We start from the raw sequence: 24156 nt of genomic DNA on the forward strand, positions 1-24156 counted from the left end.
CTTAGACGCCACGTTCGTTGGCGTACAGTAATGTGTGCAGTTGCGGCAAGACACGGACGCTTTGCCACGACGGGTCGCGCGCGACGTCTTCCCATAATTGTTTCAAACGACGGAGCTGGGCGTCGGTGATGTCACCGTCCGCACCAGGCTCTGGGTTACCGGCTGACAAGTACATGACGTCCGGTGTATAGCGCGTCTGGACTTGTTTCGCGTAGGCGAGATCGAGTTCGTCGAAGACGGCGACTTTGAACGTCGTCTGTTCCGGACGGAGGCGCTCGACGATGGCGTCGAGTTTCTCCCAGTCGGTCGACATGCCGGAAGACGGCGGTTTCGGGCTGAGCGTCACGTCGTCGATTTGCGTGAGCCAGTCTTGATAGCGGCTCCCTTGTGTCTCGACGGCTAGCTTGACGCCGCGTGCCTTCAGCTTCTCGACCAAGTCTTTCATGCCGGCGATGAGGAGCGGGTTTCCGCCTGAGATCGTGACGTAGTCGTATGCACCGAGCTCATCAAGCCGTTCGATGATCGTATCGGCCGAGAGCATGTCCGGTTTTTCCGAGCCGTCCCACGTGAAGGCGGAGTCGCACCACGAACAGCGATAATCGCAACCGGCGGTCCGGACGAACATCGTCTTCTGTCCGATGGCGCGGCCTTCTCCTTGGAACGTCGGGCCGAATACTTCGAGGACAGGGATTTTCATCAGTCCACCAACCATTCACGTCGGAACTCGGCGTACGATGTCGGCGTCTCATACAATTTGACGAACTCGACACGGACGTCGCGCTCATCCGGTAAGTGTTTGGCGAGTTGCTCGAAAATCCAATAGCACATATTTTCGGCGGTCGTATTCATATATGGTAATGATTCATTCAAATAACGGTGGTCAAGGTACGGTTCAAGCTCTTCTTTAAAGATGGCTTTTAAGTCACCGAAGTCGAGCGTCATCCCGCGATTGTCGAGGAATCCGCTAATCCCCATTTGGAGCTTATACGTGTGTCCATGGAGGGCGCGGCACTTCCCGTCGTAATCGAATAGATGATGCGCCGCGTCGAACGTCACTTCTTTGACGATTTGCACGCGATGCGGACAATAAATGAGCGAGCCGTCTTGTTTAGCTTCGACGTTCGTCGGGGCGAGGAACGGTGCGTTCTTCATACGCGCACCCCCTCATACGCGTCAAGGCCGTTTTGACGGAGCACACACGCCGGGCACTCACCACAGCCTGAACCGAGGATGCCGTTGTAGCACGTAAGCGTCCGTTCTTTGACGTAGTCGAACGCACCGAGACGGTCGGCCAGTTCCCACGTCTGTTTCTTATCAAGCCACATGAGCGGTGTGTCGATGACGAACGGATAGTCCATCGCTAAATTGAGTGTCACATTGAGTGATTTGATGAATTGGTCGCGGCAGTCCGGATAGCCGGAAAAATCGGTCTCGCACACACCGGTCACGATGTGATGCATGCCGAGTTGTTTCGCCATGACGGCTGCAAACGACAAGAAGAGATGGTTGCGTCCATCGACGAACGTGTTTGGCACGTCCGCATTGTCGATGTCGAGATCATGTCTCGTCAACGCATTTGAGGTGAGCTGTCCGAGCAAGGACAGATCGAGGATGTGGTGCGGGACGTCGAGTTCGGCCGCGATTTCTTTCGCGACTTCGATTTCCGCGTCGTGGCGCTGTCCGTAGGCGAACGTCACGGCTTCCACATGGGAGAATTGTTGTTTTGCCCAAAACAGGCAAGTGGTTGAATCTTGACCGCCACTAAAGACGACCAATGCTTTTTCGTGTTGCAAACTGCACACTTCCTTTTTCGCTAGTTTTGATGTCGGAGGAGGTTACGAACTCCGGAGGTCACCCTCGAGCGTTTACTTTACCATAAAAAGACGTTTGACAGGGAAAAGAGAAGCAGGTATAGTAAGGAACATCACTGAAACACTTTCGCGCATAAAAGCGTTTAAGCGGTTAGGTAGAAAATAATGGAACTGAAAGGAGGGGACGTCGATGCAGATGAAAGGAAAAGAGGCTGTATTCGTCGTGCTGCTGAGCGGAATTTCTTTGCTCGCACTGATGTTTTTGGCCAAAGCGACGCCACATATGGCGATCTTTGGCACAATGGTATTAATAGGGGTGTACGCGTATTATCGGACGCGTGACTTTAAACGAATCGAGACGGCGATGATCAATGGGATTCGCGAAGCGATCATGCCCGTCTTAATTTTACTGCTCATCGGGATGTTGATCGGTGTATGGCAAATGTCCGGCACGGTGGCGACGATCCTCTCCATCGGTTTAAATACGATTTCCGCTCAATGGTTCTTGCCGAGCGTGTTGCTTATCACGATGATCGTGTCGTCGTTCACAGGCAGCGCCTTCACGACAGTCGGTACGGTCGGGGTCGCTTTGTTCGGGATCGGGATGGCGCTCGGGATTTCGCCGGCGCTTGCCGCCGGTGCCATCGTGTCCGGGGCACTATTCGGAGATAAGATGAGCCCGCTCTCGGATACGACGAACTTCGCACCGGCCGTCGCTGGTGTGAAATTATTCGACCACATCCGTTTCATGATGGGGACGACCGTCCCGGCCTTCCTCATCACGCTCGTCTTGTTCACCATTCTCGGCCGTAGCGGTCAAGCGGCCGACACGGTTCAAATCGCCGAGGCGCAGGCTGCGCTCGCAGGCCGCTTCAACTTGTCATGGGTGACCCTCCTCGCGCCGATTCTCGTCGCCGTGCTCGCGTTCCGCCGGATGCCGGTGTTGCCGACGATGCTCGTCGGAATGTTCGCCGGTGTGTTGACGGCCGGGTTCGTTCAAGGCAACTGGAACATCTCGAACTGGTTAGGTGTCATGCAAGGCGGCTTCCAGTCAGGTGTTGAAAACGAAACGATCGCGGCTGTACTCGACCGCGGTGGCCTCGAGTCGATGCTCTGGTCGGTCAGTCTCGTCTTGATCGCGCTCGCGTTCGGCGGATTGCTCCGAGAGCTCGGTGTGTTCCAAGCGATCGTCGATGCGTTGCTTCGCCGTTTGAAGTCACCGGGCAGCTCGGTCTTGTCGGTCGTGCTCAGCTCGATTGGGGTCAACTTGCTCGCCGGCGAACAGTACTTGTCGATCTTGCTCCCAGGGCAAGCGTTCAAACAAGGATTTATCGATCGCGGCATCGACCCGCGTTACTTGTCACGTGCGCTTGAAGACGGCGGGACGGTCATCAACCCGCTCATTCCGTGGGGCGTGTCCGGCGCGTTCTTCGCGGCGACACTCGGTGTGCCGGTACTCGAATACGCACCGTTCGCCTTCTTCCTCTGGCTCAGCCCGATTTTCTCGATTATTCTTGGATACGTGAAGTTGGGAAAGCAACGTGAGGCGATGAAGATTGCATCGTAAGCACATAAAACGATCCAGGACCAATCGAGGTCCTGGATCGTTTTTGTTTCGTTGTGCCGTTTAAAGAATCGGTTTATAAGAGCTCTCAAGTTCCCACAACGTATCTCCGAACTGTTCGAGGAGCGAGTCTTGCGCAAAAAATCGCAGGTCTAGGCTCTCCCCGTCATTCATTTCCATCGTTCCGCTCACGTGCTTCGCATGAAACAAGTGGATGACGCCATGTGTCTCATCTCCGTTTGGATATTTGAAGTAGTATCGTGGTCCAGAACAGACGCCGATGAGTTCGAACTGTTGCGTCGTCAACCCTGTCTCTTCGTTCAGTTCTCGGGCCGCCACGTCTTCAAGTGTTTCGTCCAGTTCCATCGACCCTCCCGGAAAGCCCCAATCGAACGTATCGGAACGGTGTTGGAACAACAATTCATGCTTCTCGTTCGTGACAAGAATTGTGGCACCGACACTGATCAAGGGACGACTCCCAACCATCTTGCGTAAATCTGATAAATAACCCAACTTGATTCGCCTCACTTTCTCCTAACTACAGTTTCGCGCTTATTCCTTAAAAACCTGCGCATCGCGACCAGGTTATGAGACGGGCATCTTCTTTGTGCCCCCCGTCCTCATCTGAGAAAATGAGACCGAGGAGGGATGACGATGAAACGACTGCCTAAAGACTTTTACGAACAACCGACACTTGAACTCGCCCGCTCGCTACTTGGGCACTATCTCGTCCATCAGCACCCGACAGGCGAGATCATCGCCAAGATTGTCGAGACCGAAGCTTATCTCGGTGCCATCGACCGAGCGGCGCATAGTTTCGGGGGCAGACGGACGAATCGGACCGAGGTGATGTTTGGCCTGCCAGGTCACGTCTACACGTATCAGATGCACACGCATACGCTCTTGAACGTCGTCAGCGGACCAGTCGGGACACCCGAGGCCGTGTTGATTCGTGCGGTCGAACCGATTCAAGGCCAGGCGTTGATCGACCAGCACCGTCCCGGACTGAAGCCGGTCGACCAGACGAACGGACCGGGCAAGCTGACGAAAGCGCTCGGCATCACGATGAACCTGTACGGGCATTCGCTCCAACACGAGCCGCTTTTTATCGTGGAAGGTGAACCCATCATAGATGTCGAAGCCGGACCTCGCGTCGGCATCCCGAACACCGGTGAGGCGCGTGACTATCCGTATCGTTTCTTCGAACGGGCCAATCCGTACGTTTCAAAGTATCGCTGAAGGTTTAACCGAGAAGGTCGAGTGGAACACTCCCTATGTGTGAAAAAACAAATTGAGGGAGTGTTTCAATATGGCAAAAGTAGCAACGCTCATTACAGATATGTTTGAAGATGTAGAGTTCACAGAGCCACGCGACGCATTGGTGGAAGCGGGCCACGAAGTCGTCACGATTGAAAAATCGGCAGGGAACACGGTCGAAGGCAAACAAGGTGAGTCGAAAGTGACAATCGATAAATCCATCGACGACGTATCGCCGGAAGATTTCGATGCGCTGCTCTTACCAGGCGGCTTCTCACCGGACTTGCTTCGTGAAGACGACCGTTTCGTCCAGTTCGCGAAGGCGTTCATGGATGCGAAAAAACCGGTGTTCGCCATCTGTCACGGGCCACAGCTGTTGATTACGGCTAAGACACTTGAAGGACGCGACGCAACGGGCTACAAGTCGATTAAAGTCGACATGGAGTATGCCGGTGCGAAGTACGCTGACAAAGAAGTCGTCGTCTGCCAAGAGCAGCTCGTCACGAGCCGTCAACCGGATGACATCCCGGCTTTCAATCGCGAGATGCTCAACCTGTTAAAATAATCGCTCAGCCACGGATGCGTTCCGTGGCTTTTTTTGCGAAATCGGGAATAGAGGAGTAAGGAGGAGATGAAGATGAAACGAAGAGCGCGATCACCTAGTTAAGTTCGTCGAAATATCGGTTTGCTCAGTGCGATGCGGTGGTTTGAGGCGTTGATTCCAGCCTATACGATTGAACGGCTATTTTGGGAATCACGTGGTATCTCGATTCAAGAAGTCGTTTATATCGAGATCCTCTACGCCGTGATTGTAGTGATCCTTGAGGTCCCGACAGGCGTCTTAGCCGATCACATGGAGCGACGTCGTCTGCTTCAAATCGGAATCGCGTTGGAATGGTGCTCGTTTGTCGTGTTGCTGTTGTCGTTTTCATTTCTTGGTTTCGCTTTCGCCATCAGCTTGTCCGCAGTTGGAGCGGTCTGTCGAAGCGGCACGGAACATGCCCTCTTATATGAGACGCTCGAACAAGATGGACACGAATCCGTGTTTGAACGATGGGTCGGACGTTTAAACGCCATCGGCCTAGTGGCTGCTGTCGTGGCAGCCTTTAGCGGAAGTCTGCTTGCGGCAATGTTCTCGTTTGAATTGAATTATGTCGTGTCGATTTGCAGTCTGTTCATCGCCACGAGCTGTAGTCTATTGCTCGTTGAACCGGTTCGGAGGACGCACGATGAAGCGATGACGTGGCGTCAGTTGCGGGCTGGTTTCCGTTTCCTAAGGAACGACCGAGTGCTTCTCACGTTGACCCTCTCATTCGTCCTTGTCATTGGAGCCTTCAACTTCATCGAAGAGTTTTGGCAACTATATGCGCGTGACGTTCGTGTCCCGATTTATTGGTTCGGGGTCATCTCGACTGGTCTATTGCTTATCCAAATTCCAGGACAACTACTTGCCCCGTATTTACTTCGGATTGCGTCGGCCGTGCGTTGGCATCAGATGATTGGCTGGGGAATCGGGATTGGCTTTATTCTACTCGGAAGTATTCCGAGCCCGGTTGGCTTCGTATGGATGGCCATAATGGCCTGTTTCGCAGGCGCAATTGAGCCGATCTATGTTGGCGTGCTCCATCACCGCGTCCCTTCCGCCATACGGGCGACGACCGAATCATCCGTTTCGGTCTTGTTGCACGGAAGCATTATCGAGCTTGGTTTATTGTTCGTCGTTGGAGCCGAGCGCTCTTTATTTGGCGCATTTCTAATGATTGGGATCGTCGTCTGTTTATCCCACGTGAAGAAGCAGGCGACGTAGCGGGCGGAGCACATTGAACGGCTTGTTTTTTTAAAACAAGGGGAAAGGGGGCGTAACGCCCTCTTTTTTTACGTCTTAAGCCCGAGGGCGGGACGACTCACGCCGATGTATGATTAGACCTAATACAGGAGCAGGAGACACATTATGTCATGGTATGAGTTGTTCATCGGTTTTTTGTTAGGTGTCGTCGAAGGGTTGACCGAGTTCGCACCGGTGTCGTCTACGGGGCACATGATTGTCGTGGATGACTTGTGGCTCAATTCGAGCGCGTTTTTAGGACAGGAAGTCGCGAACACGTTCAAGATTGTGATTCAACTCGGCTCGATTTTAGCGGTCATCGTCGTGTTTCGGAACCGCTTTAAACAGTTATTGAATCCGAGGGAACTGGTCTCGTTCCGGCGCGGTCAGACCGATAAGTTGAATCTGCTACATATCTTGATCGGCCTGTTGCCGGCAGCGGTGCTCGGTCTCTTGTTTGAAGACTATATCGATACCCATCTTTTCTCGGTCAAGACGGTATTGATCGGGCTCGTCATCGGGGCATTCTTCATGATTGCGGCCGATCTGTCAGGAGTGAAGCGCCAGACGACGGCGACGCTTGACGAGATTTCGTACAAGCAGGCGCTCGGCGTCGGATTGATTCAATGCTTTTCGCTTTGGCCAGGCTTTTCAAGGTCGGGCTCGACGATTTCAGGCGGTGTTCTCCTTGGGATGAGTCACAGGGCGGCGGCAGACTTCACGTTCATCATGGCCGTCCCGATCATGTTTGGGGCGAGCGCGCTATCGCTTTACAGTAAGTGGAGCTACTTTACGATTGAAACGTTGCCGGTATTCCTTGTCGGCTTCGTCAGTGCTTTCTTATTCGCGCTGATGTCGATTCAATTTTTCTTGAAGTTGATCAACAAAGTGAAACTGACCCCGTTCGCGATTTATCGAGTCGTGTTGGCGGCGGTCATTTACTTCTTGTATTTCTAAAAAAACGCGTGCTTATGCACGCGTCATTGAAACCTATTGTTCAGTTAGTTCGTAAAACCAAGTAGAGGTGAGAACATGGAACATATCGTTGTCGTATTAGGGACGTTGATCGGTCTCGGGACGGTCGGAACATTGCTGTACATGACACGTCTCGCATATGAATCATGAGAACGGATAGTGATAAAAGCGCTCACGTTGGAGTAATTCCATGACGTGGGCGTTTTCTGCGTTGTCGATGGCACGGAGAAGTCCTTCCGTCTGCGAACGGTGAGCGAGGAGCGCTTCCCGCTTCAATGCGCTCTCACCACCGACCTCGATGATGACGTGCGGTTTGCCGAGCTCGGATTCGGTCCGGTGATCGAAGGCGACACCTAAAAATTCAGGACGTTCAGAGGCGTCGATGGCTTGAAGGGCACGGACGACGGCTCTAGCGGTCGCCTCATGGTCCGGATGGACGGCATAGCCTGGGTAAAACGAGATGACTCGGGCCGGTCTCACTTCTGCGATCAATGTGCTGAAGCGATCGGCGAGTTCGGCCTCGTCTTCAAATTCGACGGTCTTATCCCGGAGCCCCCACATGCGGAGGTCGTCGATGCCCATGACGGCACAGGCGGCCTCGAGTTCATGTTTGCGAATTTTTGGCAGCTCTTCACGCGTCGTGAAAATCGGGGATCCCATGTTTCGTCCCATTTCACCTAGCGTCAAGCAGACGTACGTGACAGGGAAGCCGTTCTTTTGATGTTGGATGATCGTTCCCGCGGAGCTGAACGCTTCATCGTCGGGATGCGGGAAAATGACGAGCAACGGTCCAGTCATTGGTCTTCCACCTCCGTGGCCCCTTGCGGGAGCGGTTTTATGTCTAAATGGAGCGCACAGGCGAGGCGTCCGAGCCGGTCGTGGCCAGCGAGTAACAACTGATCGCCGTGCTGTTCGAAATCGGTCAAGCCTTCGACATAGAGCCAACCGTGATCGAGTTTTAACCCGACGCGGTATGGGCCTTGTCCTTTGATTTGTCCGATGCTGTATTCGATGACGACATTGCGGATGAACATGCCGGCGTTATGGAAATCAGGGTCGTTATGGGTCGCATACGCCCCGTTCGTCGTCTCGACGTGGGCATAGAGCGGGGTCGTCACGTGTTTGTCTAAATACGATTGAATCAAGTCAGGTTGAATCGGGTTCACGCTATTCTCCTCCAATGGAAACGATGACCCGAAGCGTTCGCCCCGGGTCACCCGTTTAGGATTGTGTTGCTAATTTTTTACGGTAGCCGGTATGGTTCGTCGGTCCGACATATTGGTTGAGGCGGAACGAGTGGCGAACCGCTTCCGTGATGAACGCTTTTCCGATTTCGATCGCTTCGTCGACGGAATGTCCGTTCGCGAGTGATGCGGCGATCGCAGAAGAGAACGTGCAGCCGCCGCCATGTGTGAAGGCCGGCTCGATTTTTTCGCTCTCGAGGAGGCGATATTCGTTTCCGTCATACAGCACATCAAATGCCGTATCAAAACCGAGCTTGCCACCGACTTTGACGATGACGATGTCCGCGCCGAGCTCATGGATTAACCGGGCCGCTTCTTTGATCTCATCCATCGTTGACGGTGTCTTATCGAGACCGGCGAGCATGCGTGCCTCGAACAAGTTCGGTGTGATGATTTTCGCGACCGGGACGAGGTGCTTGCGCATAGCGATGGCGACGTCCGGGTTGAGGATCTCATCGGCGCCTTTACACGCCATGACCGGATCGACGACGGCGTTTTCGATGCCGTACTCTTTAATTTTACGAGCTGCCAGTTCGATAATCTCAGGCGTCGGGAGCATACCTGTCTTAACGGCGTCGACACCGATTCCGGCGAGCACGGTGTCAATTTGCTTCTCGATCAACGTCGTATCGATTGGAAATACTTCATGATGCCAGGCGTTGTGCGGATCTTGGGCCACGATGACCGTGAGGGCCGTCATACCGTACACACCGAGCTCTTCCATCGTTTTCAAGTCAGCTTGAATGCCAGCACCGCCGCTCGTATCCGATCCGGCGATCGTTAATGCTTTTTTCATCGTCATAGTCGTTCAATCCCCTTTGTCTGTTTGGATAGTTTCACTATAACGACTTTTTGGCGTTACGACAAATCCCATGACCAGGAAAGGTTCTCCTCAACTTTTCATTATAAGATGGCAGGATTTCAATCATATTTGGGGAATAGTAATGAATAGGGTGTAGACCACTTTCAATTGGGCAGGAGGAAAATCGCATGTTAGTGCACAGCTTATGCATTCCGAAGAAAGACGTCGTGACCATCAGTGAAAAAGCGACGTTACGGGAAGCGCTCGACACGCTTGAGAAAACAGGATACCGTTGCGTCCCTGTTCTCGACGAGACAGGAACGTTTTTCCGCGGTAACATTTATAAAATGCACATTTATCGTCACGGTATGAACGAGGGGAGCCTAGACGATAACGTCATGACGCTCATTAAGAACACGCAAAAGTACGTCCACGAGTCGGACGGCTTTTTCCAAGTGTTCTTCTCGATCAAAGAATTACCGTACATCGCCGTGTTAAAAGACGAAAGCAATGAATTTTACGGCATCTTGCCGCACGGCAAAATGCTCGGTATGCTCGAAGAGGCGTGGAGCCGGGACACGGGAAGTTACGTCGTCACGATCGCTTTGAGCGAACAGGCGGGGGCGCTTGAAAAAATCACGAAAATCGTCAGCCGGTACTCATCGATCGCGAGTCTCATGACGCTCGATGCGAAGAGTAAAGTACTGCGACGTGTGTTGATCACGCTGCCGCCGGACTGTGACGAACCGAAAAAAGACAAGATTGTCGCGAAGCTCGAACAAAAAGGGTTCCGCGTCGTCGAAGTCGAGAACTTGAACAACTGATAGGAAAAGCCCTTCCTCGAGCGAGGAAGGGCTTTTCTACGTCAATCGTTTCTCCATCCGGATGTCTGCCCAAAGTCGTCCATCCCAATAGGTGAACGCCTCAATCCGGGCAATCTCTTCGTAGCCGAGTTTCTCGTAAAGGCGGTGCGCCGCTTCATTGAAGGCGAACACACCGAGTTCGATGCGTGGGGTTCCTTGATGCCGGAGCCGATCTTCAAGCAGACGCAACGCGTTCGTGCCGACGCCTTTGCCGCGCCCGTGCGTCTCGCCGATGACGATTCCGAGCCAGGCGCTGCCTGGTTCTTGACGATACAAGTGCGCCGCGTCATACATCACGTTCACTTCTCCGACGAGCTCGTCGTCCGCATAAATTAAGAAGATATCGTGCGTGGCGAGGCGCTCGTTTAATTCATCGACTGTCAATCGATGTTCAGCCGTCAGTTCGGCTTCGGAGCGACTGGGGCGAATCAAATGGACGATGTCAGAATCGTTATTCCAGCGGTTGAACGTCTCGACGATCGCTCCGGAAGCCGCTTCTAGAGGAACGAGCGAGATGGTCATTCGATCCACTCCTTTTTATTTATGCCTCGTCTCAAGACATCGGTTTTAACACGTTCAAATGACTCGGCAGCACCTCGAACGTGAGCGGCAGCTTCCCGCCCGTGTCGCCGTCGGCATTGACGGGGAGTGACTCCGGTGAATCGACATGGACACGTTTCGTCGTGAACGATGTGACGCTTTCCGTCTCCTTCAATTTACCGGTGAACAGGGCCGGGGCGAGTTGAAGCGCGTCTTTGAAACCGAGACTTTCAAACAAATAGACGTGCAACAAGCCGTCGTTCAGTTCGGCGTCCGGCTCAAAGTTCTCAAAGCCGCCGACCGAGTTCGTGAGCGCGATGACGACAAGATAGGCGTCTCCGTCGAACGTCTTTTCCTCGGCCTGGACAGAGAGGGAGTAAGGACTATGCTCCCGGAACGCTTTCACACCTTCGATGAGATAAGCGAACGGTCCCCATTTCGTCTTCTCCTCGACACTCACTTCATCGACTGCTTCGGCAATCAGGCCGATGGCGATGACGTTCATGAAGTAGCCGTTCTCGTATTTGCCGATATCCATCGGTGTCGGCTCCGCTGTCTTCAATGCGTCAATCGCTTCTTCCGGATCGCTCGGCACACCGAGCGCGCGAGCCAAGTCGTTCACTGTGCCGAGCGGGATGATTCCGAAGTCGGGACGATGCGGCGCTTCAGCGAGTCCTGCGACCGTCTCGTTTAGCGTTCCGTCTCCGCCCATGGCGATGACCGCGCGGTAACGCTTCTGCGCCGCCTCGCGGGCGAAATGCGTCGCGTCGTCCGCTTTTTCGGTGAAGCGGACGTCCACGTTGCCGTATCGCTCTTTCAGTACCGCTTCAGCGTGTGGTGCATGTTCTTTTCCTAACTCTTTTCCTGATGACGGGTTGACGATCAACATGACAGGTTCCATTCAGACATTCCCCTTTTACGTTTAGATACTGTGCTATATTCCCGTCCATTCAAAAAGCTAGTCATCAAAAAAAAGCAACGGTCACCCGTTGCTCAGTAGTGGCGGAACGCCGACATGTCGAGATGGCTCGCCTCGGACTCGTCGACGGCGAGTTCGATTTTCAAATGTTCATGAAACGGCGAGTCGAACGCACCCATGCAGGCGACCGGTTCGTGGTCCGGGACGGGGGACTTGCGCTTCGTTTTGACGAACAAATAGTCCTCCCGCGGAAGCGTTAATAAAAACCGTTCAACCGCGTGCGGTTCGCGCGTGACGTTCGACCAAGGCAAGTGATTGAACAACAAAAAGACCGCGCCTTCTTTTCGTAGCGCATAATCGGGGGCAATCCCTTCCCGGTTCAACAACTCGATGACCGAATCCAAATAGTGTTGCTTGATCGTCAATGAAATCTCGTAATATTCACGCATGCCGTCCACCCTTTCTAAAAATCACAATAATTCCATTCTAAACGTTTCGTCGATGGGCGACAATGAAGAAGTTTCTTGACGAAGTGTTTTTCCCCCCGTATACTGCTCATGTCCTGCTATACTAAAAGTAAATGATGAACGAATTGAGGTGAGACCGACATGATTGAATCGCTTGAGTTGAAGGCATGGATCGTCTTGGCACGGACGATGGACGCGATCAGTGACCGTGTGAAAGAAGATCTTCGACGCCACCAATTGAATTCAACAGAGTTCGGTGTTTTATCCGTGCTGTACAAACGAGGGGATACCCCGTTGCAACAAATCGGAGATCAAATTTTGATTACGAGCGGCAGTGTGACGTACGTGATCGATAAGCTCGAGAAACGTGGGCTCATCGAGCGTGTCGCTTGTCCGTCTGACCGACGCGTCACGTACGCCTCGTTGACGGAAGCTGGTAAACAGTTGATGGACGTCGTCTATCCGGAACACATCGAAATCTTTAAAGACATTTATGGCCCGCTCAGTGAAGCGGAGACCGAGACGCTGATCGAGTTATTGAAGCGCGTCGGTTATAACGCGGCAGGCAAATGACGCCTGTCGTGTTTTTTTTTACATATATCTTGAATTCGAAATAATTGACGATGAGATATACAGATGATATAGTACAAACTGTTGTTATTAAAAATAGAGATTTCAATATATGGAGGAACCCATCATGAAAAAAGTACTTTACGTATCTGCAAACCCGAAACCAACTGAATTGTCATACAGCAAACAAGTCGCTGAAACGTTCATGACGACACTCAAAGAAGAGAACGCGTCACTCGACATCGAAGCGATCGAACTATACGACGTCGATGTCCAAGAAATCGATGGCGATGTCCTCAGTGCATGGGGCAAGTTCGCTTCAGGCGAAGCGCTCACAGACGTCGAAGCGCAAAAAGTCGCGACGATGAACGGCATGCTCGAGAAGTTCATGGCAGCAGACGTGTACGTGTTCGCGACGCCGATGTGGAACTTCTTCTTCCCAGCACGTATGAAGATGTTCCTCGACAGCGTATTGACTGCTGGTAAGACGTTCCGTTACACAGAGCAAGGGCCGGTCGGTCTTCTCGAGAACAAACAAGCGATCCACATTCAAGGAACAGGCGGCATCTACACAGGCACAGACCTCAACTTCGCTGACGCCTACCTACGCCAAGCACTTGCGTTCGTCGGCGTGACAGACGTGACGACGCTTGCCGTTGAAGGAATGAACCAATTCCCGGACAAGATTGAAGAAATCGTCGCTGACGCAAAAGCGAAAGCTGAGACGCTCGCGAAAGAAGTCGCAGGCGCGGTAACTGTATAACGTTCAAGGCGGGTCCTGACGGGCTCGCCTTTTTGTGTGTCATCGATTCGGGTATGATAAGACGGAAAGGGGAGAGTGGAATGGGAGAACAGTTATCAGACCGCTTGCTCGGCGATTGGAGCGATATGATCGAGAGCGAGATGGGGCGGCCGTACTTCAATGAGTTGGCTGCGTTTGTCGATGAGGCGTACGCGACAGCGACCGTATATCCGGCTCGACAAGATATTTGGAACGCGTTCGTCTATACGAAATTGAAAGACGTCAAATGCGTCATCCTCGGACAAGACCCGTATCACGGACCGAACCAAGCGCACGGCCTCAGCTTTTCAGTCCAAGACGGTGTTCGTTTCCCACCGTCTTTGCGAAATATTTTTCAAGAGTTACACGACGACATCGGCTGTGACATGCCGACGAGCGGCAATCTCGAGAAGTGGGCCCGCCAAGGTGTGTTGCTGCTCAACACGGCACTCACGGTCGAGGCAGGAAAAGCCGCCTCACACCGTGGGAAAGGGTGGGAGACGTTCACGGACGCTGTCATCGCGGAGCTCGGGAAACGTGAGCAACCGATCGTGTTTATTTTATGGGGCAACGACGCGAAGAAAAAACAACGGCTCATCGGCGACCAACACGCCATCTTGACGTCGGTCCATCCGAGTCCGCTATCGGCGCATCGGGGCTTTTTCGGCTCAAAGCCATTCTCGCAAGTGAACGCAAAACTTGTCGGATGGGGACAACCTGAAATTGATTGGTGTTTATGACAGTCCGCACATGCGGACTGTTTTTTTGGTTGACGTCATAAAAAAGGTCTGTTATCGTTACTACCAACAAGATGCTTTAATGCTTAAAAGCGAATGTGCATAAAAGCATAACTGCATAACAGTGATAAGCGATGACCAAACCGAAGTAGAGACATCTTCCCTGGCCCAGAGAGCGTGTGGTGCTGCGAACACGCCCAAAAGATGAATCGAATTACAGTTTGCGAGCTCTCAATGATTGAGCGGTCCCCCGTTATCGGAATGAAGTGACTAGGCGTCTGTCTAGTAATCAGGGTGGTACCGCGGCCAAAGTCGTCCCTATCGAGTGATTCGATAGGGACTTTTTGCCGTTTCAAACACAAAAGGAGGAACCAACATGTTGACACAACTCATCCCGCGCCACTTGGCCCCACATATCTCACCGCAGTTTTACGACGAGTACACGCCGACCGATCACGCCGTGTGGCGCTTCGTCTTGCGGCTCAATTTACACACGCTTGAAGGGAAGGCCCATCCGTTCTACATCGAAGGGCTGAAGAAGACGGGGATGGGTCCGGAGCGGCTGCCTAACGTCGAGACGATGACCGAAGAAATGCGATCGGCCGGTTGGTCAACAGTCGCCGTCGATGGACTCATCCCGGGCGTTGCCTTCTTCGACTTCCAAGGGAACGGCATGCTCCCGGTCGCAACCGATATCCGAAAAGTCGAGAATATTTTGTACAGCCCGGCCCCGGACATCATCCATGAAGCGGCCGGTCACGCCCCGATGTTGATGGATCCTGATTTTTCAAACATCGTCAAACGGTTCGGACAGCTCGGGGCGAAAGCGTTCATGAATCGTGAGGAACATGCCTCGTTCGCGGCGTTAAAACGATTGACTGTCGTGAAAGAGAACGCCAACTCGACCGACGAAGAGGTGGCTGCGGCGGAAGTTGCCGTCCACGCGGCGAAAGCACAAGTGACCGGCTTCTCCGAAGCGCAGCAAGTCGCCCGCATCTTTTGGTGGACGGTCGAGTTCGGTCTCATCGGGGACGTCGACAACCCGCTCATCTACGGGGCAGGGCTGTTGTCATCGGTCGGCGAGAGCCGGCATTGTCTGACGGACGCCGTCACGAAGCATCCGTTCGACTTGGAGCACGCGCTCGAGACGAAGCAGGATGTGACGAACATGCAGCGAGAACTGTTCGTCATCCCTGACTTTGACACTTTGACCGAGGCGCTTGACGAGCTAGAAGGGCGGATGGCCGTTCGTCAAGGCGGAGTGGCGTCACTCGAGAAAGCACTTGCCTCAGGGAGTCAAGCGACCGTCCGTCTCGAAGACGGGACAGACCGGGTCGGAGTCGTCCGTCACGTGACCCGGAGCGCAGGACACGCGCTCGTTCAATGGAACGACTGCGTGAAAGTCGACAATGGACAGTTGACGAACCTCGAGAACCACGGCTTACTCGTTCTCGACGGTCCGCTCCGGGACGTGTTGGCGACGACGGCACTTCGACTCGATGGGCGGGTCGTCAACGAGACGGCAGACGAGTTGCGTTTAGAAGAAGTAGTCTTGGAGATGGAAGGGCGCCGCATCGAACTGGCGACGCTTGAAGTGAGACAAGACTCGCTTCCTTCCGTCTTCCCTGGGACCGACGTCGAGGAGCTTGTCTTAATCGAGAAACCGGTTCACATCGAGCGAGATGCCCGCGTCTGGACGAATGACGACCCGATGTTCAACCGCATCCGGAACCTGCGGGAACAAGGGACCTCGATCGATGCGCTCATCCCGACGATTCTCGAGGAGCATGCGGACGCATGGTTGCTCCAAATCGAATGTCTTGAACTCGTTGAGTCTGAGACACTGAAACAGGCGCTGGTGGCTCGTCTCGAGGAACTGCGGGCGACATCACCGTCACGCAATGAGTTGATCGGACGGGCGTTTGGGCTGTTGAACGTCTGAACGCAAGGAACGAAAAAACACGACCATCCCTTCATGATCGAGGGGTGGTCGTGTTGTCGTTTCAAAGTGATCGAGTAACAGACGTCTCGCGTAAAAACGCGATGAGTCGACGATACGTCGCATTGGCAGCTGGCTTATTCATCTCGAAATGATAGGCGTGGCCGAGCTCATGTTCCGCTTGATCATAGAAGATACGCGTCACATCGGTGCGACCCGACAAGATCGTCGCGAATTCTTTCGCTTGTGTCTCGAACGATCCGGTGTTGCCATCCGTGATGAACGTCGGTACGAACGTCGCCGGAATATTGACGAGCGGAGACGCTTCAGAGACGACAGGGAGGTTCTCCCAATTATACGTCCCGAAGTACGCCCAACCGATTCGTTTGAACAAGAAGCGGTTGACCGCTTTTGAAGATTCGACAATCGCCCGTTTCAAATCATACGGGCCGGAGAAGAGAATTGCACCGAGAATCGACTCTTTCGGGACGACTTGCTTCACTTCGGCCGAAGGCGCGTAGCCGTCGTTCAATTGAATCCCGACGAACTGGGCGACGAGTTGGGCCCCGTTCGAATCCCCGGCGAAAAAGACGCGGTCGAGGTCGAGCCGGAAGCGATCGTTGTTTTCCGCGATATACGTGTACGCTTCTTCGATTTGTTGAAGCGGGACGGGATACGTGACGTCCGGGGCGAGCGCGTAGTTGATGCTGACGACGTTGTAGCCGTTGCTCGCAATCGACGCGGCATATTTGAAGACGTCAGCTTTGTCACCGCCGACGAAAGAGCCGCCGTGGACCCAAAAGATGGTTGGCACCGGTTTGTCTCCTTCGTAGCGAATCAAGTCGAACGTGCCGTTTTCGTAGGCAGAATAATAGTCGATATCTTTGCGGACCGACGTTTTTTGAACGACTTCGTCAAATCCTTTAATAGCGACTTCATTCCCGCCGGCGAACGAGGTTTTGACGAGGCGGGACGTCGGTTTCGGGGACAAGAATACGTACGCGGCTCCGGCGACGGCTGTCCCGACGAGTCCGAGTCCTGCTCGTTTCAATCCTTTATTCATCGTAATTCCTCCTCAGGTAAAGCGTCTTTCAAAAGTTTATTGATCAACGAGGACGCTGCTCATGAACGTCTCGATGACGTGGGCGATGCCGTCTTCGTCGTTTGACTTCGTGATGAAGTCGGCCTTTCCTTTGACGGTCGCATTGGCGTTCCCCATCGCGACGCCGAGGCCGGCCCATTCGATCATCGTCAAGTCGTTGTTGCCATCACCACAGGCGATGACATGCGCTTGTTCGATTCCGACATGTTTTGCTAAGAAAGCGAGGCTCGTCCCTTTCGTCACACCGGCTTCGGTGAACTCGAGGAAGAACGGTTTTGAGCGGGCAACGGCGAGCTCGCCTTCAAGCTCGACTTGCAATTTCGTTTCGATTGGGGCGAGCGTGTCCCCATCGGCGAGCATCAGACATTTGACGACCGGCGTCGTCACCGTCTCTTTGAAGTCGTTGACATGGATGACGGGCATGCCTGTCAATTCACCTTCGATGTTCGTGTATGGGTTTGGTTGATCGGTTACGATTTCGTTACCGATGTACGTATGAATCGCGATTTCCTCTCGGACACTGATATCATGGAGATATGCGACCGTCTCCGGTGTCAGTGTGCTCGAGAAAATTTCTTCATCTGTCGCACAATCGATAATGGAAGCACCGTTAAATGATAAGATGAAGCTTCCGTACTTGGCGAGCTCGAGCTCGCGGGCAGCTTCCCACATCGCATACGTCGGGCGACCGCTCGCGAGGACGACTTTATGTCCGCGTTCTTGGGCGTCAAGGAGCGCTGTCTTCGTCTTCGGTGAAATCGTATGATCACTCGTCAAAAGCGTGTCGTCCATATCTAATACAATCATTTTGTAACTCATAATCGGAATGAGTCCTCCTTCGGAATCTAATGACTCCATCCTAATACGATTTGAGGTCAATTGACAACCTTGTCGCAAAAACGTAACTATTATGTAGAGAATATGTAGAGAAGTGAACTATAGAAGAGGTGGAAACATGAATCGGATATTAGTAGCCGAAGATGAGCATGCGATTCGCAGCTTTATCATCGTAAATTTAAAGCGAGCCGGGTTTGACGTCTTTGAGGCGTCGAATGGTCGCGAAGCCGTCACGGCGTTTGACCGTCAACCGTTTGATATCGTCTTGCTCGACGTCATGATGCCGGAGATGGATGGATTTGAAGCGTGTGCGGCGATCCGTGATTTAGATGAAAACGTCGGCATCATCATGTTGACGGCACGGACGCTCGAAGAAGATAAGATTGAAGGGCTCGGGAAAGGCGCGGACGACTACATCGCCAAACCGTTCAGCCCAGGCGAGCTCGTTGCCCGGATTCAAGCGCTCCTCCGCCGTGTTGAAAAAGTGAAGCGCAAAGAGAAAAAACGCTTGAAGTCGGGACCGTTCGCCATCGACTTGGCAGCGAAGCAAGTGACGAAATACGGACAACCGATTGATTTGACACCGACCGAGTATGATTTGATTTGTCACCTCGTGCAAAATGAAGAAGTCGTCTTATCGCGTGACGCGCTTCTCGATGCGGTCTGGGGCGTCAATTACTTCGGCGACCGAAAGACGGTCGACGTCAACATCCGCCGGTTGCGTCAAAAGATTGAAGACGACCCGAGCCATCCTGCGTTCATTGAGACGCTGTGGGGACATGGGTATAAGTGGCGGAGACATGACGGATGAAGCAACAGCTCGTCATCCGCATCATGATTGTTATGACGCTCGTTTTGATTCTGCTCGTGAGCGTACTGTCCTACGGAACGTATCGCTATTACTATGAGTATGAATCTGAAGCACTCCTTAGCCACGCGACGACGAGTGCGTACTTGTATCCACAGGCACAAGTCGGGTTCGATACGCCGAGCGCGTTTTCTGTTCTCGTCCGGACGTTCGGCTATCCAGGGACGGATTTGACGATCGTCAACCGTTTCGGTGAAATCGTGAAGACGACCGGGCAACGCGACCATCAGGCGCTGTTCACCGAGCGGCAACTCGAGCAACTTGCGCGAGGAGAGTCCGTCGTTCAAGACTATGACGTTCAGGACGAACACTACTTGTCGGTGACGAGTCCGATCATGACCGGTGAGACGAGTGAACTCGCCATCAGTTTCACCCGGCCGCTAGAAGACTTAGATACACTCATCCGCGAGATATGGATGGCGGTCATCTTGATTGGCGTCCTCATCTGGCTACTCGCACTCTATGCGGTCATTCGCATCGCCGACCGGTTCGTCCGTCCGATTCGTGACATCATCGAGACGGCAGACGAGATGGCACAAGGTGACTTCGACGTCGAAGTCTATTCGAATGAAAAACATGAGCTCGGGGCACTCGCCCGGACGTTGACGTATTTAGGGGCGAAAGTCCAGCAGCATCAATCGACGCGGAACGAATTTTTATCGAACGTGTCACACGAGCTCAGAACGCCGTTGACCTCCATCAAAGGATGGACCGAGACGATCCGAGGCGGAAATGAGAAATTGTCAGAAGAGACTGAGCTTGGCCTTGGGATCATCCATTCCGAGACGGAGCGGATGATCGGTCTCGTCGAACAGCTTCTCGACTACACAAAAATCGAGGAGAGCCGGCTCGTGCTATACCGGCAAGAGCTCGATCTCGTCTCGTTGCTGCGAAAAGTATCAGTGCAGCTGAAACAATCACTCGAAGACAAACAGATTACGCTGGTCGAACGCTATCCTCAAAAATCGATCGGCCTGTTCGATGAGAACCGCTTGAAGCAAGTGTTTTTGAACTTGCTTGAGAACGCGATCCGATTTTCGCCGGACGGGGGGACGTTGACGGTTCGATTCGTCCAGTCGGAGCGTGTCGCCTTCATCTCGATTATCGACGAAGGACCTGGTATCTCGAAGGAACATTTACAGCGCATCACCGAGATGTTCTACCAGGCACAAGTGACGAAAGGGAGCAGCGGTCTCGGTCTTGCCATCGCCAAGGAATTGATCGAGGCGCACGAAGGGAAACTCGTCATTGAAAGTGAAGTCGGTCAAGGGACGACGGTGACCGTTCTATTGCCGCTCGACCCGAGTGAACTACATTAAAAGGGTTAAACCTCCTTGATTCAGGATACATGTAATTGTATGTAGAATAAGGGAGGTTTTTTTTGCGTGGCGACGAAATCATTGAAACCGATCAAAGGAACACCGAACGCTGTATCGACGCAAACATCGATCACGGCGCTCAAGATGGACCCGCTCCCGTACGGACGCGACCGTGCCCACACGGTCGAGACGATGAAAATGGTCATGAGCCAGATGCCTCGGACCGAACTTGTCGAGGAGACGGACGACATGCTTCGGTACGTCGTATCGACGAAAGTGATGCGGTTTAAAGACGACGTCGAATTTTTATTTGACGATGAGACAAGACAAATTGAGTTTCGTTCGGCCGCACGACTCGGGCATTCCGATTTTGGTGTGAACCGAAGACGGATGGAAGATGTGAGTGAACGATATCGGAGGTTGATGAAATGAAAGATTATCAGTTGATTGTCATCGGTGGAGGCGCGGCCGGCATGACGGTTGCGGCCGGAGCCGCCAACCTTGGCGCGAAAGTCGCGCTCGTCGAGAAGAAAAAACATCTCGGCGGGGATTGTCTTCACGTCGGATGTATCCCGTCCAAGGCGCTCATCGCCGCCTCGAAAGAAGCGAGTGCGATGATGCAGGCCGCACGCGTACTCGGCACCGAGTTTGACGGGCGCGATCATTATCAGACAACGAAAGCACGGGTCGACCGGGCCCGTGAGATCATTCAAGAGCATGACGGTACCGAGCGTTTCACAAAGTTAGGTGTCGACGTCTACATCGGGGAAGCGTCATTCCAAAGCCCTTATGAATTAAAAGTAGGCGAAGACTTGTTGATCGGCAAAAAGTTCGTCATTGCGACAGGTTCGAAGCCGACGGTACCGCCGATTGACGGACTGGATACGGTCCCATACTTAACGAACGAGAACGTTTTCCAAGAAGAGACGCTTCCGGAAAGTCTGATCGTCATCGGGGCGGGCACGATTGGACTCGAACTCGCCCAATCGTTCGCGCGTCTCGGCAGTCAAGTGACCGTGCTCGAGGCACTGGATACGTTTTTACCGAAAGAGGACGAATCGGTACAGACGCTTTTACGCACGCAACTCGAGATGGCGATGCGCCTGAAAATCGGCGTGAACGTCAAACAAGTCTCAGAAGTAAATGGAAAGATCCATGTCGACGCTGAAGTCGATGGGGAAAGCGTCCACTATGAGGCGGACAAGCTTCTCATGGCAACGGGAAGAAAACCGCGTCTCGATGCGCTCCGGCTTGACCGGGCCCGCGTCCACGTCAAAGACGGGTACGTCGATATCTCCTCGACGTACCGGACGTCGCAACCCCATATCTTTGCGATCGGGGATACGATCAACACGTTGCCGTTCACGCATGCGGCCGGTGAAGAAGGAAAAGCGGTCGTCGCGAACGCATTGTTCGGTCTGTGGAACAAAGTCGACTATCGGAAGATGCCGTGGATCACTTTCACAGACCCAGAAGTGTTTCATGTCGGGTTGACCGAGGCCGAGGCGCGGAAGCAGTACGGCGAAGACGTTGACATTTTTGAAGCGAAGCTGTCGGAAGTCGATCGGTTTGTCGCCGACCGACAAGAGACGGGATTCGTCAAAATCATTACACGAAAGAACGGGAAAATCATCGGTGGACATGCGGTCGGGATGACGGCTGGCGATTGGATGCAAATCGTCGTCTACGCGATGCAGCGTGGCGATAAGATCGGGAAGTTATCACGCATGATTTATCCGTACCCGTCCCGGAGTGAAGCCGTCAAAAAAGCGTCTGATCTGTACTGGCGCAAACGCCTGTTCAACAGCCCGCTCACAGAACTCGCGCGCAAGTATTTTGAATGGACAAGATGAACATGACAAAAGCCCACTCGGCTGAGTGGGCTTTTACTGTGGCAAGATAATCGTTTCAATCATTTTAGGAGACCCTTCCGATAAATCGACGAGCGGTTTGATCAACACTTCGACGCGCCGGTTTTTAGCGCGGCCGGCATCCGTGTCGTTCGACGCAATCGGTTTATACTCTCCGTAGCTCGCGAGCGTGAACTGGTTCGGATTTAAGGCGTCGTTCGTCAACAAGCCGCGCATGAACGCCGTCGCTCGCGCCGAGCTGAGCTCCCAGTTCGAAGGGAAGCGAGCCGTGTTGATCGGGACGTTGTCCGTATGGCCGGACACGACGATCTCCCGGTTGCCGGCTTGCTCGAGGATTCCGCTGATGGACCGGGCGACGTCACGTGCCTCGGCGTCGAGTGTCGCTTCACCCATGCTAAACAGCGCCCTGTCTTGAATCGTCAGGACGAGTCCGCTCGAGTTGATCGTCGCCTCGATCTGGTCTTGAAGTCCTTTTTCTTCGATATATTGAGTCACTTGTTCTTTCAACTCATCGAGTTTAGCAAGTTCGTACGTTCGCGGGTTCGCCGTCGTATCGGTGTTGTTCGTCCGGTTGATATCACTGTTCGAGGCCGTCGAGGCTTGAAAGACGCTCGTCCCACCAGAGAACACTTGATTGAACGAGCGCGACATCTTCTCGAGTTTCGTCTGGTCGACACTACTCGATGCGAATAAAACGATGAACAAAGCGAGAAGAAGCGTCAGTAAATCCGCATACGGGATGAGCCAGCCTTCTGGGATATGTTCTTCATGGTCATGCTTCTTTTTGCGCTTCATAGTCGGCTCGCTCCTTTGGAGACAAATACACGGACAACTTATCTTCTAACGTCTTCGGCGATTCGCCGCCTTGGATCGAGAGGATCCCTTCAATCATCATTTCTTTGATGAGCACCTCGGTCTTTGAATATTGCTTCAATTTATTGGCGAACGGGAACCAAAGCACGTACCCCGAGAAGATCCCGAACAGTGTCGCGACGAAGGCGGCCGAAATCGCATAGCCGAGCTTATCGATGTCAGACAGGTCTTTTAGGGCGGCGACGAGTCCGATGACGGCCCCGAGTACGCCGAGTGTCGGTGCGTACGTACCGGCTTGCGTGAACACGTCAGCGTTCGCTTTGTGCCGGATTTCCATGTTTTCGATATCACGCGACATGACTTCCGCGATATATTCAGACGGTTGCCCGTCGATGACCATCATCATGCCTTGCTTTAAAAACGGCTCTTCGACTTGTTCTAAGGCGGTCTCGAGTGACAAGAGACCTTCTTTACGAGCTTGTGTCGATAAATCGACGAATTGGGTCAACATGCCGGACTTGCTAGGCAAGTTCTGTTTTGTGAATAGGATTTTGAACAGCTTCGGCACGTTTTGAAGCTGCTCTTTTGAAACGGCGATACTGACCGCTGCTGCGGTCCCGACAAAAATGATGACAAGTGCGGCCGGGTTGATGAGCGGTGCCACACCTGCCCCTTTCAGAATCATCCCGCCAATCAACGTGAAGAAACCGAGTAAAAGTCCTACTAAAGTGACGACATCCATGTCTATGTTTTCCACCTTTCTAAATGAACAGGAATTAAAAAAAGCGAGAGACGCAACTCGTCTCCCGCATAATGCGTTCCCGATGGTTAAGCGCCGTTTTCGTCAATCAGCAATTGAATGCTGATATTTCGTTCTTCACGCTCTATATCGGTTAATACATCGTATTTTTTTAACAATGCGTACAATTGATTCACAACTTGTTGATCAAGCGACCAATGCAGCAATTCTTCGAGCTGGAAATAAAGATGGGCGGGCATGTACTGTGACTGACGCTCCAACCTTCGCGAGACATCCTTTAGCGAATGATCTA

At 53.1% G+C, this 24156-nt stretch carries 29 protein-coding genes and 1 other annotated feature; of the genes, 14 read left to right on the forward strand and 15 right to left on the reverse strand.

All coding sequences use genetic code 11. The annotated features are described in order from the left end of the window. Nucleotide 1: 1 nt before the first annotated feature. The 3 genes from queE to queC are packed head-to-tail and all read right to left on the reverse strand — an operon-like array spanning nt 2 to nt 1793. The gene (gene queE / locus JJU47_RS09345) at nt 2–697 is read right to left on the reverse strand and encodes a 7-carboxy-7-deazaguanine synthase QueE (protein WP_228618589.1); all 696 of its coding nucleotides are present in this window, start codon (nt 695–697) and stop codon (nt 2–4) included. Next, nucleotides 697–1152, reverse strand: a complete 456-nt coding sequence (gene queD / locus JJU47_RS09350) for a 6-carboxytetrahydropterin synthase QueD (protein ID WP_228618592.1) — start codon at nt 1150–1152, stop codon at nt 697–699. The genes queE and queD overlap by 1 nt, the downstream gene beginning before the upstream one ends. Beyond that, the gene (queC, locus tag JJU47_RS09355) at nt 1149–1793 is read right to left on the reverse strand and encodes a 7-cyano-7-deazaguanine synthase QueC (protein ID WP_034805173.1); all 645 of its coding nucleotides are present in this window, start codon (nt 1791–1793) and stop codon (nt 1149–1151) included. The genes queD and queC overlap by 4 nt, the downstream gene beginning before the upstream one ends. Before the next feature lie 208 nt (nt 1794–2001). Here queC and nhaC point away from each other — a divergent pair, with 208 nt between their 5' ends. Further along, a complete protein-coding gene (gene nhaC / locus JJU47_RS09360) occupies nt 2002–3378 on the forward strand; it encodes a Na+/H+ antiporter NhaC (protein WP_228618595.1) in 1377 nt (458 codons plus the stop codon). A gap of 60 nt (nt 3379–3438) precedes the next feature. Here the strand turns inward: nhaC and JJU47_RS09365 are convergent, their stop codons facing one another. After that, nucleotides 3439–3888, reverse strand: a complete 450-nt coding sequence (locus tag JJU47_RS09365; protein ID WP_228618597.1) for an NUDIX hydrolase — start codon at nt 3886–3888, stop codon at nt 3439–3441. Between the two features lie 135 nt (nt 3889–4023). Between JJU47_RS09365 and JJU47_RS09370 the strand changes: the two genes are divergently transcribed. The 4 genes from JJU47_RS09370 (at nt 4024) to JJU47_RS09385 (ending at nt 7414) form a co-directional block, all read left to right on the forward strand. Beyond that, nucleotides 4024–4614: a DNA-3-methyladenine glycosylase gene (locus tag JJU47_RS09370; protein WP_228618600.1), complete on the forward strand. Its 591-nt coding sequence runs from the start codon at nt 4024–4026 to the stop codon at nt 4612–4614. Between the two features lie 70 nt (nt 4615–4684). Beyond that, a complete protein-coding gene (locus tag JJU47_RS09375) occupies nt 4685–5197 on the forward strand; it encodes a type 1 glutamine amidotransferase domain-containing protein (RefSeq protein ID WP_228618603.1) in 513 nt (170 codons plus the stop codon). Nucleotides 5198–5347: 150 nt separating this feature from the next. Continuing rightward, nucleotides 5348–6439, forward strand: coding sequence for an MFS transporter (locus JJU47_RS09380; protein ID WP_228618605.1), 1092 nt, complete (start codon nt 5348–5350; stop codon nt 6437–6439). A gap of 144 nt (nt 6440–6583) precedes the next feature. Beyond that, the gene (locus tag JJU47_RS09385; RefSeq protein ID WP_228618607.1) at nt 6584–7414 is read left to right on the forward strand and encodes an undecaprenyl-diphosphate phosphatase; all 831 of its coding nucleotides are present in this window, start codon (nt 6584–6586) and stop codon (nt 7412–7414) included. 162 nt (nt 7415–7576) lie between these two features. Here JJU47_RS09385 and bshB2 read toward each other — a convergent pair whose 3' ends face one another. The 3 genes from bshB2 to pdxK are packed head-to-tail and all read right to left on the reverse strand — an operon-like array spanning nt 7577 to nt 9478. After that, nucleotides 7577–8230: a bacillithiol biosynthesis deacetylase BshB2 gene (gene bshB2, locus JJU47_RS09390; protein ID WP_228618609.1), complete on the reverse strand. Its 654-nt coding sequence runs from the start codon at nt 8228–8230 to the stop codon at nt 7577–7579. Continuing rightward, complete coding sequence (locus tag JJU47_RS09395; RefSeq protein WP_228618611.1) at nt 8227–8598, reverse strand: YojF family protein; 372 nt, start codon at nt 8596–8598, stop codon at nt 8227–8229. The genes bshB2 and JJU47_RS09395 overlap by 4 nt, the downstream gene beginning before the upstream one ends. Before the next feature lie 55 nt (nt 8599–8653). Continuing rightward, a complete protein-coding gene (pdxK, locus tag JJU47_RS09400; protein WP_024372484.1) occupies nt 8654–9478 on the reverse strand; it encodes a pyridoxine/pyridoxal/pyridoxamine kinase in 825 nt (274 codons plus the stop codon). A 188-nt stretch (nt 9479–9666) separates the two neighbouring features. On the opposite strand from pdxK, the gene cbpA reads away from it, so the two are divergent. Continuing rightward, nucleotides 9667–10302, forward strand: a complete 636-nt coding sequence (gene cbpA / locus JJU47_RS09405) for a cyclic di-AMP binding protein CbpA (protein WP_024372483.1) — start codon at nt 9667–9669, stop codon at nt 10300–10302. Between the two features lie 36 nt (nt 10303–10338). Here cbpA and JJU47_RS09410 read toward each other — a convergent pair whose 3' ends face one another. From JJU47_RS09410 to JJU47_RS09420, 3 genes are all read right to left on the reverse strand, one after another. Beyond that, nucleotides 10339–10863, reverse strand: a complete 525-nt coding sequence (locus JJU47_RS09410; RefSeq protein ID WP_228618614.1) for a GNAT family N-acetyltransferase — start codon at nt 10861–10863, stop codon at nt 10339–10341. 31 nt (nt 10864–10894) lie between these two features. Then, nucleotides 10895–11782: a diacylglycerol/lipid kinase family protein gene (locus JJU47_RS09415; RefSeq protein WP_228618616.1), complete on the reverse strand. Its 888-nt coding sequence runs from the start codon at nt 11780–11782 to the stop codon at nt 10895–10897. Between the two features lie 92 nt (nt 11783–11874). After that, nucleotides 11875–12249 (reverse strand): hypothetical protein, encoded by a 375-nt coding sequence (locus JJU47_RS09420; RefSeq protein ID WP_024372480.1) that lies wholly within the window; start codon nt 12247–12249, stop codon nt 11875–11877. Between the two features lie 159 nt (nt 12250–12408). On the opposite strand from JJU47_RS09420, the gene JJU47_RS09425 reads away from it, so the two are divergent. The 4 genes from JJU47_RS09425 (at nt 12409) to JJU47_RS09440 (ending at nt 16297) form a co-directional block, all read left to right on the forward strand. Beyond that, on the forward strand, nt 12409–12840 hold the full coding sequence (locus JJU47_RS09425; protein WP_228618619.1) for a MarR family winged helix-turn-helix transcriptional regulator: 432 nt from the start codon (nt 12409–12411) through the stop codon (nt 12838–12840). A gap of 124 nt (nt 12841–12964) precedes the next feature. Continuing rightward, complete coding sequence (locus tag JJU47_RS09430; protein ID WP_228618621.1) at nt 12965–13600, forward strand: FMN-dependent NADH-azoreductase; 636 nt, start codon at nt 12965–12967, stop codon at nt 13598–13600. An 80-nt stretch (nt 13601–13680) separates the two neighbouring features. Beyond that, nucleotides 13681–14358 (forward strand): uracil-DNA glycosylase, encoded by a 678-nt coding sequence (locus JJU47_RS09435; RefSeq protein ID WP_228618624.1) that lies wholly within the window; start codon nt 13681–13683, stop codon nt 14356–14358. A gap of 122 nt (nt 14359–14480) precedes the next feature. Continuing rightward, nucleotides 14481–14678, forward strand: a binding site (T-box leader). 53 nt (nt 14679–14731) lie between these two features. Continuing rightward, nucleotides 14732–16297 (forward strand): aromatic amino acid hydroxylase, encoded by a 1566-nt coding sequence (locus JJU47_RS09440; RefSeq protein WP_228618627.1) that lies wholly within the window; start codon nt 14732–14734, stop codon nt 16295–16297. Between the two features lie 61 nt (nt 16298–16358). Here JJU47_RS09440 and JJU47_RS09445 read toward each other — a convergent pair whose 3' ends face one another. Both JJU47_RS09445 and JJU47_RS09450 read right to left on the reverse strand, forming a co-directional pair. Next, a complete protein-coding gene (locus JJU47_RS09445) occupies nt 16359–17357 on the reverse strand; it encodes an alpha/beta hydrolase (protein ID WP_228618630.1) in 999 nt (332 codons plus the stop codon). A gap of 36 nt (nt 17358–17393) precedes the next feature. Then, complete coding sequence (locus JJU47_RS09450) at nt 17394–18215, reverse strand: Cof-type HAD-IIB family hydrolase (RefSeq protein ID WP_228618632.1); 822 nt, start codon at nt 18213–18215, stop codon at nt 17394–17396. A 136-nt stretch (nt 18216–18351) separates the two neighbouring features. Here JJU47_RS09450 and JJU47_RS09455 point away from each other — a divergent pair, with 136 nt between their 5' ends. The 4 genes from JJU47_RS09455 to JJU47_RS09470 all read left to right on the forward strand — a co-directional run bounded on the left by JJU47_RS09455 (nt 18352) and on the right by JJU47_RS09470 (nt 22273). Beyond that, on the forward strand, nt 18352–19044 hold the full coding sequence (locus JJU47_RS09455) for a response regulator transcription factor (RefSeq protein ID WP_228618635.1): 693 nt from the start codon (nt 18352–18354) through the stop codon (nt 19042–19044). Continuing rightward, nucleotides 19041–20420, forward strand: coding sequence for a sensor histidine kinase (locus JJU47_RS09460; RefSeq protein ID WP_228618638.1), 1380 nt, complete (start codon nt 19041–19043; stop codon nt 20418–20420). Before JJU47_RS09455 ends, JJU47_RS09460 begins: the two co-directional genes overlap by 4 nt. A 66-nt stretch (nt 20421–20486) precedes the next feature. Beyond that, nucleotides 20487–20852 carry a DUF1499 domain-containing protein gene (locus JJU47_RS09465; RefSeq protein ID WP_228618641.1) on the forward strand — a complete coding sequence of 122 codons (366 nt, stop codon included), beginning with the start codon at nt 20487–20489 and terminating at the stop codon, nt 20850–20852. Next, nucleotides 20849–22273: a dihydrolipoyl dehydrogenase family protein gene (locus tag JJU47_RS09470; protein WP_228618643.1), complete on the forward strand. Its 1425-nt coding sequence runs from the start codon at nt 20849–20851 to the stop codon at nt 22271–22273. The genes JJU47_RS09465 and JJU47_RS09470 overlap by 4 nt, the downstream gene beginning before the upstream one ends. A 33-nt stretch (nt 22274–22306) precedes the next feature. Here the strand turns inward: JJU47_RS09470 and JJU47_RS09475 are convergent, their stop codons facing one another. The 3 genes from JJU47_RS09475 to JJU47_RS09485 all read right to left on the reverse strand — a co-directional run bounded on the left by JJU47_RS09475 (nt 22307) and on the right by JJU47_RS09485 (nt 24124). Beyond that, a complete protein-coding gene (locus tag JJU47_RS09475; RefSeq protein WP_228618645.1) occupies nt 22307–23086 on the reverse strand; it encodes a flagellar motor protein MotB in 780 nt (259 codons plus the stop codon). Next, the gene (gene motA, locus JJU47_RS09480) at nt 23064–23846 is read right to left on the reverse strand and encodes a flagellar motor stator protein MotA (protein WP_228618647.1); all 783 of its coding nucleotides are present in this window, start codon (nt 23844–23846) and stop codon (nt 23064–23066) included. The genes JJU47_RS09475 and motA overlap by 23 nt, the downstream gene beginning before the upstream one ends. A gap of 86 nt (nt 23847–23932) precedes the next feature. After that, a complete protein-coding gene (locus JJU47_RS09485) occupies nt 23933–24124 on the reverse strand; it encodes a hypothetical protein (RefSeq protein WP_228618650.1) in 192 nt (63 codons plus the stop codon). Nucleotides 24125–24156: the final 32 nt, after the last annotated feature.

The sequence above is a fragment of the Exiguobacterium sp. genome, from assembly GCF_020832205.1.
GTDB lineage: Bacteria > Bacillota > Bacilli > Exiguobacteriales > Exiguobacteriaceae > Exiguobacterium.